At 69.8% G+C, this 8092-nt stretch carries 7 protein-coding genes; 1 reads left to right on the forward strand and 6 read right to left on the reverse strand.

The features are described from left to right. The 6 genes from PMI14_RS06460 to mfd form a co-directional block, all read right to left on the reverse strand. Positions 1-445, reverse strand: a 445-nt coding sequence (locus tag PMI14_RS06460) for a tripartite tricarboxylate transporter substrate binding protein (protein WP_007851496.1), incomplete at its 3' end; no start/stop codon positions are given. 166 nt (positions 446-611) lie between these two features. Further along, positions 612-1106 carry a RidA family protein gene (locus PMI14_RS06465; protein WP_007851498.1) on the reverse strand — a complete coding sequence of 165 codons (495 nt, stop codon included), beginning with the start codon at positions 1104-1106 and terminating at the stop codon, positions 612-614. Next, on the reverse strand, positions 1103-2020 hold the full coding sequence (locus PMI14_RS06470) for a PhzF family phenazine biosynthesis protein (RefSeq protein ID WP_007851500.1): 918 nt from the start codon (positions 2018-2020) through the stop codon (positions 1103-1105). The genes PMI14_RS06465 and PMI14_RS06470 overlap by 4 nt, the downstream gene beginning before the upstream one ends. After that, entirely contained in the window at positions 2013-3002 is a 990-nt protein-coding gene (locus PMI14_RS06475) for a tripartite tricarboxylate transporter substrate binding protein (protein ID WP_007851502.1), read from the reverse strand. Before PMI14_RS06475 ends, PMI14_RS06470 begins: the two co-directional genes overlap by 8 nt. Positions 3003-3109: 107 nt before the next feature. Then, entirely contained in the window at positions 3110-3892 is a 783-nt protein-coding gene (locus PMI14_RS06480) for a helix-turn-helix domain-containing protein (RefSeq protein WP_007851505.1), read from the reverse strand. A 52-nt stretch (positions 3893-3944) separates the two neighbouring features. Continuing rightward, entirely contained in the window at positions 3945-7424 is a 3480-nt protein-coding gene (gene mfd / locus PMI14_RS06485) for a transcription-repair coupling factor (protein ID WP_007851506.1), read from the reverse strand. Positions 7425-7679: 255 nt separating this feature from the next. Here mfd and PMI14_RS06490 point away from each other — a divergent pair. Then, a partial coding sequence (locus tag PMI14_RS06490) for a hypothetical protein (RefSeq protein ID WP_007851508.1) occupies positions 7680-8092 on the forward strand: 413 nt, incomplete at its 3' end.

The raw sequence follows: 8092 nt of genomic DNA on the forward strand, positions 1-8092 counted from the left end.
CGGCGGCCAGTACGGCAGCCACAGTGGGAAACTTCTGCTTGTCCTTGACCACCAGTACCATGGGCTGGTTGACGAACTTGGTGACGGGCACGAAGTCGGCCTCGGGGTCGTAGGGCAGGGTCTTGAAGATGCTCTTGTTGGTGGTGAGGAACGAGGCCGGCGAGACCATCAGCGTGTAGCCGTCGGGCGCGGCGCGCGACACCAGCGGCGTGCCGATCTGCCCGGATGCCCCCGCCTTGTTGTCCACCACGAAAGGCTGGCCCAGCTCGGCCGCCATCTTCTGCGTGACCACGCGCGCGATCATGTCGGCGCTGCCGCCCGCGGGCAGGGCCACGATGACCTTGACGGGGCGGTCGGGGTAGGGCGCCTGTGCGAAGGCGCTGGCTGTGCTGCCCATGGCGAGCGTGGCCAGGGTGAGTGTGAAGACGGAGCGCCGAAGTTGCATGACAAAAACTCCCCAAAGGAATGGAACAGGGCAGGCGCGCTTTCTTGCAAGCCTGCGTCAATCGATTTGCGTACCCACAACCCTCACCTGAAAGAGGTATAGCGCAGGTCGATGGGTTCAAGCAAGTCCTGTACCAAAGGGGTGTGGGGAACCGGCGCCGCGGCCCTCAGGCTGGGTCCACCACTGCATCGACCTCCAGCTCGATCCACACCCCATCGGGCAGGCTGGCCACGCCGATGGCGCTGCGGGCCGGCAGGGCCTGCTGCGGGAAGGCAATGGCCAGCACGTCGGACGCGGCGTCGAGCACCTGGGGGTGCGCACCGAAGCCTGGCGCGGAGCGCACGAAGCCGCGCAGGCGCACCACGTGCTGCACGCGGGCCAGCTCGCCGCCGCAGGCGGTGCGCAGCGCGGCCAGGGTGTTGAGCATGGCCACGGTGGCCGCATGGCGCGCGGGCTGCAGGTCGCCGCCTGCCTCGCAGATGCCGGCCAGGGCCTGGCCGGCGATGCGGCTGGTCTGGCCGCTCACCGCCACCCAGTGCTGGCCCGCCACCGCGTGCACATGGCAGGGTGCGTAGCTGCCGCGCGGCTGGGGCGCGGGTGGCAGTGCCAGGCCCGCGGCGGCCAGGCGATCTTCGGGCGTGGTGGGCACGTGCTTGTTCATGCCGCACCCTCCACCACTTCGCCGCTGAGCCAGCAGCCGGCCACGTTGCCCTGGGCGTCGAAGCGCGGCCGCACGGCGATGGCCGAGGGGCTGCCCATGGCATCGCCCTGGCGCACGGTGCACACCACGGGCTGGGCGGGGCTGCCCACGGGGATGGTGCCGGCGGCGGCCAGGTGGCCCCACAGGGCGGCAGCGGCGATGCCGGTGGCGGCATCTTCGGGGTAGCCGGACTTGCGCGGGAATTGGCGCGCGAACACGGTGGGTTCTGCCACCGGCCCGCCGGCCTGCAGCGCATAGGGGTACAGGCCGGTGGAGGCGATGGCGTCGCAGGTGGACTCCATGGCCGCGAAGTCCGGTGCCAGGGCCTGCAGCGCGGCCACTTCGGGCAGGGGCACCAGGGTCTTCACGCGGCTGGTGGCGGCGTTGGTGGTGGGCCGGGGCGTGGCGTCGTGAAGGCGCAGGGTGCGGGCCACCAGGGCGGCTGCGCTGGCGTCCAGCACCTCTTCGCGCACTGCGGGCTGCGATATCCACACGCGCTGGCCTGCAGCGTCCCACTCCACGTCCACCAGGCCGCTCATCGTCTGCACACGGGCCGTGGGCGTGGTCCACAGGCCCCAGCGGCGCAATGCCCACAGCGTGCCCACGGTGGCGTGGCCGCACATCTCCATCTCGTGGTGCGGCACGAAAAAGCGCAGGCGCCAGTCGGCGCCGGGCACATCGGCCGGCAGCACGAAGGCCGACTCGTGCCCATGGGCACGGGCCACCTCCTGCATCTGCGCGGCATCCATGCCGCGCGCATCGGCCACCAGCGGCACGGGGTTGCCGCCGCCCGGGCCGTTGACGAACACGCGGATCAGAACGACCTGGCCGGCGGCAGGCAGCGAGGCGGGAAAGGGGAGGGTGTGCTCAGTCAACGCGGGCTCCTACGGTCTTGGCGATGCGGCCCCAGTAGGCGGTGTCGCGCACCACGGCGGCCTGCAGTGTGTCGGGCGTGCCCGGTGCGGCGTTCACGCCCAGTGCGGCCAGCTCGGCGGCCACGGCGCGGTCGGACAGCACGCTGTTGAGTGCCTGGTTGAAGCGCTCCACCACCGCCTTGGGTGTCTGCGCGGGAAAGACGATGCCGTACCACAGCGACTGATCGAACCCCGGCAGGCCCTGCTGCTGGAAAGTAGGCACGCCAGTGAGCAGTGCATTGGGCGTGGTGGTGGCCACGGCGTGGATGCGGCCCGCGCGGATGTAGGGCACCAGGCCGGCAGGGTTGTCGAACATCAGCTGCACCTGGCCCGATATCAGGTCGGTGTAGGCCGGCGCTGCGCCGCGGTAGGGGATGTGCACCAGCGGCACCTTGGCCACGGCTTTGAACTGCTCGCCCAGCAGGTGCGAGACCGTGCCCGCGCCCACCGAGGCAAAGCTGAAGCCCTCGGGCCTGGCCTTGAGCGCCGCCAGCAGGGCCTTGGTGTCGGGCTTGCCCAGGGCGCCCGTGGTGGCCAGCACATAGGGCGATGTGCCGATGAAGCCGGCATAGGCAAAGTCCTTGGCCGGGTCGAACGGCAGCTTGGGGTACACGCTCACGCTGACCGCGTGGGTGCTGGTGGTGGCCACGCCGACGGTGTAGCCATCGGCCGGGGCGCGGGCCACCAGGGCCGAGCCCAGGGTGCCGCCGGCGCCTGCGCGGTTGTCGATCACCAGGGGCTGGCCCAGCTCCTTTTGCAGCCGGGGCTGCAGCGCGCGCACCACCAGGTCGGTGCCGCCACCGGCCGGGAAGGGCACGACCAGGGTGATGGGCTTGGCGGGCCAGGCGGGTGTCTGCGCGAGCAAGGGCGCGCAGGTGCCGGCCAGGGCAATGGTCAGCAGGGCGGCCCTGCAGCGGCGGACAATGGGGGGCGAGGCAGGCATGGGGAACTCCATCACGAAGGAGGTCCCATGCTAGGAACCGGCGGGCGATCTGGACAACCAGGATGCGACAGGCCGTGATCCGATTTGCGACAGGCGCCGCAAACGCGTCAGTGCGCTACGGCTTTCAGCAGGCGCGTGAGGTGGCCGCTGGTCGCAAACCCGAGCTGCACGCTCACCTGCGCCAGCGGCAGGCCCATGGCCAGCAAGCGGCGCGCATGCGCGGCCAGCATCTGCCGGCGCAGCGCCACGGGGCTCTGGCCGAACTCGTCCTGGCAGGCGCGCTGCAGCTGGCGTGTGGAGCTGCCCAGCTCGCAGGCGATGGCATCGATGCCGGGAAGGGGCTCGTTCCAGTCCAGCGCCTGGGCAAAGCGCGCCGCCATCTGCCGTGCGGGGGAGCGGGGCCGCGCCAGTTCCAGCGGGCGGGCGCGGGTGATCTGCCGCACCACGGCCTGCACCAGCGGCTCGGCGGCGCGCGGGTCGAGGGCGGGGGCCAGCAGCGCATCCAGCATGGCCAGCGCTGCGGCATCGAGCCGCAGGGCACCCCGGCCCGTGAGCGCACGCGCGATCTCGGGCGCCAGGTAGAGCTCGCCATGCTCCTGCTGCTGTGTGGTGGACTGCGTGCGGTGGGCGGTTGAGACGGGCAGCAGGATGGCCTGGCTGCGTGTGAGCAGCATCTGCTCGAAGCCACCCGCGCTGCCTGGTTCGCCTTCCGGCTGCCAGGCGCTGTGCAGCGCACCCTTGCGCGGCCACAGCAGCATGGCGCAGTCGTGCACATGCCAGTCGAACTCGTAGTGCGCCTGGCGGCTGTGGCGCAGCGCAAAGCCCTGGGCCGCCAGCTGGGGCAGCTTGGGCGAGAGCTGGGGTGGGTGCGGGGCAGCGGGGCTCGTCATGTCAACAATGCCTTTGCAGGGATCGTGCCAGATGCGCCCGCCGCCTGCAATCTCAGGCGGTGGCCGGCTGCGGCTGCCCCAGTGAGCGCAGGATGTCGCGCACCATCTGCGCGCGGTCCTTGGGGTCCTTGAGCTCGCGCTCGATGCGCAGCTTCTCGTTGCCCGCCAGCTTGATGTGCTTGTTCTTCTGGATCAGCTCGATGATGCGCATCGGGTCGATGGGCGGCTGCGGCTTGAAGGTGATGTTGATGACGCCCGGGGCGGCATCCACCTTGACCACGCCGTAGGGCTGGCTCAGCACACGCAGGCGGTGCACGTCGATGAGGGTCTGGGCCTGCGGCGGCAGCTTGCCGAAACGGTCCACGATCTCTTCGAGCAGGCCGTCGATCTGGTCGGGGTTCTTGGCGGTGGCCAGCTTCTTGTAGAACGACAGGCGAAGGTGCACGTCGCCGCAGTAGTCGTCGGGCAGCAGGGCGGGGGCGTGCAGGTTGATGTCGGTGGTGACCGACAGGGGCGAGAGCAGGTCCGGCTCCTTGCCGGCCTTGAGCGCCTTGACGGCTTCGTTGAGCATCTCGTTGTACAGCTGAAAGCCCACCTCCAGCATGTTGCCGCTCTGGTTCTCGCCCAGCACCTCGCCGGCGCCGCGGATCTCCAGGTCGTGCATGGCCAGGTAGAAGCCGCTGCCCAGTTCCTCCATCTGCTGGATGGCGTCCAGGCGCTGGGCGGCGTGCTTGGTCAGGCCCTCGGTGTCGGGCACCATGAGGTAGGCATACGCCTGGTGGTGGCTGCGGCCAACGCGGCCGCGCAGCTGGTGCAGCTGCGCCAGGCCGAACTTGTCGGCGCGGCTCATGATGATGGTGTTGGCCGTGGGCACGTCGATCCCGGTCTCGATGATGGTCGAGCACAAGAGGATGTTGTAGCGCTGGGCCACGAAGTCGCGCATCACGCGTTCGAGCTCGCGCTCGGGCATCTGGCCGTGGGCCACGGCGATGCGGGCTTCGGGCAGTATCTCTTCGAGCTTCTGGCGGCGGTTCTCGATGGTCTCCACCTCGTTGTGCAGGAAGTAGACCTGCCCGCCGCGCTTCAGTTCGCGCAGCACCGCCTCGCGGATCACGCCCGTGCCCTCGTTGCGCACGAAGGTCTTGATCGCCAGGCGCCGCTGCGGGGCGGTGGCGATGACCGACAGGTCGCGCAGGCCTTCGAGCGCCATGCCCAGGGTGCGCGGGATGGGCGTGGCCGTGAGGGTGAGCACGTCCACCTCGGCGCGCAGGGCCTTCATCTGCTCCTTGTGGCGCACGCCGAAGCGGTGCTCCTCGTCGATGATGAGCAGACCCAGGTTATGGAACTTGGTGGATTCGGAAAGCAGCTTGTGCGTGCCCACCACGATGTCCACCGTGCCGTCGCCGATGCCCTTGATGGCCGAGGTGATCTCCTTGCCCGAGCGAAAGCGCGAGACCTCGGCCACCTTCACCGGCCACTTGCCAAAGCGGTCCACCAGGGTCTGGTAGTGCTGCTCGGCCAGCAGGGTTGTGGGCGCGAGGAAGGCCACCTGCTTGCCCCCCGTGACGGCGACGAAGGCCGCGCGCAGCGCCACCTCGGTCTTGCCGAAGCCCACGTCGCCGCAGACCAGGCGGTCCATGGGGCGCGGGCTGATCATGTCCTGGATCACGGCATGGATGGCGGCGTTCTGGTCGGCGGTTTCCTCAAAGCCGAAGTCGTTGGCAAAGGTCTCGTAGTCCTGCGGGCTGTAGCGGAAGGCATGGCCCTCGCGCGCGGCGCGGCGGGCGTAGATGTTGAGCAGCTCGGCCGCGCTGTCGCGCACCTGCTCGGCGGCCTTGCGCTTGGCCTTTTCCCACTGGCCACTCCCGAGCTTGTGCAGCGGCGCCTCATCGGCACTCACGCCGGTGTAGCGGCTGATCAGCTGCAGCTGGCTCACGGGCACATAGAGCACGGCCTTGTCGGCGTACTCCAGGTGCAGGAACTCCTGCATGGCGGGCGTGCCGTCGGGGTTCTTGTTGCCCACGTCCATGTTCACCAGGCCGCGGTAGCGGCCGATGCCATGCGCGCTGTGCACCACGGGGTCGCCCACGTTGAGCTCGGCCAGGTCCTTGATCAGCGCCTCGACGTCGCTCACCTGCTCCTGCTTCTTGCGTCGGCGCGTGGTGGGGCCGGCGGCAAACAGCTCGGTCTCGGTGACGAAGTCGATGCCGTCCTCGACCCAGCTGAAGCCCACCGTGAGGCCAGCGGTGGCGATGCCCACCTTTTCGTCGGCCGTGCCCTGGAACTCGGCCAGCGAGTCGAAGGCCGGCGGGTTCACCCCGCTGGCGCGCAGAAAGTCGAGCAGGCTCTCGCGCCGGCCGGCGCTTTCGGCCAGCAGCAGCACGCGGTGTTGCGTGTTGCGGATGTGGGCGTGCAGGCGGGCCAGCGGGTCCTCGGCCCCCCGCACCACCGACAGGTCGCCGAGCTTGTGGAAATGCGGGTTGTCATCCACGTCCTCTACGCCGGGGCGGATGGACAGCTGCGCATGCTCCTTGGCGCGCGTGTAGAACTGGTCGGCCGAGAGGAATAGCGCCTCGGGCGGCAAGGTCGGGCGCTCGGGGTCGCCCTGCACCAGGCGAAAGCGGTCCTTGGTGTCCTGCCAGAAGCGCTGGAAGGCCGGCTCCAGGTCGCCGTGCAGCACCACGGTGGCCTCGCCGCCCAGGTAGTCGAACACGGTGGCCGTCTCGTCGAAGAACAGCGGCAGGTAGTACTCGATGCCGGCCGTGGCCACGCCAGCGCCCATGTCCTTGTAGATGCGGCTCTTGGTCGGGTCGCCTTCGAGCATTTCGCGCCAGCGGCTGCGGAACTTGGCGCGCGCCTCGTCGTCCATGGGGAACTCGCGGCCGGGCAAGAGGCGCACCTCGGGCACGGGGTACAGGCTGCGCTGGCTGTCGGGGTCGAAGGTGCGGATGCTGTCGATTTCGTTGTCGAACAGGTCCACCCGGAAGGGCACCAGCGAGCCCATGGGGAACAGGTCGATCAGCCCGCCGCGCACCGCATACTCGCCCGGGCTCACGACCTGCGAGACATGGCTGTAGCCGGCCAGCGTGAGCTGGGCCTTGAACTTCGCCTCGTCGAGCTTTTGCTTGACCTTGAAGTGGAAGGTGTAGCCGGCCAGGAAGGATGGTGGCGCGAGGCGGTACAGCGCCGTGGTGGCGGGCACCAGCACTACGTCGGCGCCGGTGTCCTTGTCCTTCTGGCTGATGCGCCACAGCGTGGCCAGGCGCTCGCTGATCAGGTCCTGGTGCGGCGAGAAGGTGTCGTAGGGCAGCGTCTCCCAGTCCGGGAACAGCGCGCAGCGCAGCGTGGGCGCGAAGAACGCCATTTCCTCGATGAGGCGCTGTGCATCGGTGGCGTCGGCCGTGACGATGGCTGTGGTGCGGCCTGCCGCCTTGTCACGTTCGGCCAGGCGGGCCAGCAGCAGCGAATCGGCGCTGCCCACGGGGCGGGGCAGGGTGAAGCGTTTTCCGGGGGAGAGTTTGGGCAGTTCCATGCGGACGGAGTCGGTCGTCTGGGCCACCGCATCCCCAGGGGCGCGAGACGCGCACGGGCTGGATGGGGGGCAACGGGGCATTTTAGGTGGTGCAGGGCATCTTTGCTCCAGGGTGTGTCAGCATGGATTTCGGCCCCTGCGTACAGGTTGTGACAAGTGCCGCACCGTTGGTCGCCCCTGGCCTTTCACTCGTCGGCCGGCGCTCCTGGCCGCAGGTGGGCGTCTTACACTCCCGCGCCAGGAGGAGGAAGCCCCTTGAGCACACTGACCACGCAGCACCTGCACGACCGGCATCTGGACAGCGCCCTGGACGAACTGCTGGCCAATGCGCGGCTGGCCGCCGTGGCCGGCCACGCGGGCGAGGCCCTGGCCGCGCTCTACCTGCTGCGCGAAGGCGCATGGCGTCTGCCGGCGCATGGCGCGCTGGTGACGCAGGTGCAGCGGCTGCTGCCCCTGGTGGCCCTGCTGGCCGGCAAGGCTTGCCCTGCGGTGGGCGAGCAGGAGGCGATGGACACCGCGCAACTGGCCGACTGGGCCAGCGAGCAGTCCGGGCAACTGCTGCAGTCCCTGGCCCTGCCGGGCCGCCTGCAGCTGGCGCCCGCGGGCGAGGGCTGGTCGCCCGACTTCCTCGCCACCCTGGTGCAGCGCCAGGGTGCGGCGGGCGAGCC

Source organism: Acidovorax sp. CF316, from assembly GCF_000276605.1.
GTDB lineage: Bacteria > Pseudomonadota > Gammaproteobacteria > Burkholderiales > Burkholderiaceae_C > Acidovorax.

Coding starts and splice junctions, on each gene's coding strand:
- PMI14_RS06465 (WP_007851498.1), bottom strand. CDS start 1,106: ATGAACAAGCACGTGCCCACCACGCCCGAAGATCGCCTGGCCGCCGCG.
- PMI14_RS06480 (WP_007851505.1), bottom strand. CDS start 3,892: ATGACGAGCCCCGCTGCCCCGCACCCACCCCAGCTCTCGCCCAAGCTG.
- mfd (WP_007851506.1), bottom strand. CDS start 7,424: ATGGAACTGCCCAAACTCTCCCCCGGAAAACGCTTCACCCTGCCCCGC.
- PMI14_RS06475 (WP_007851502.1), bottom strand. CDS start 3,002: ATGCCTGCCTCGCCCCCCATTGTCCGCCGCTGCAGGGCCGCCCTGCTG.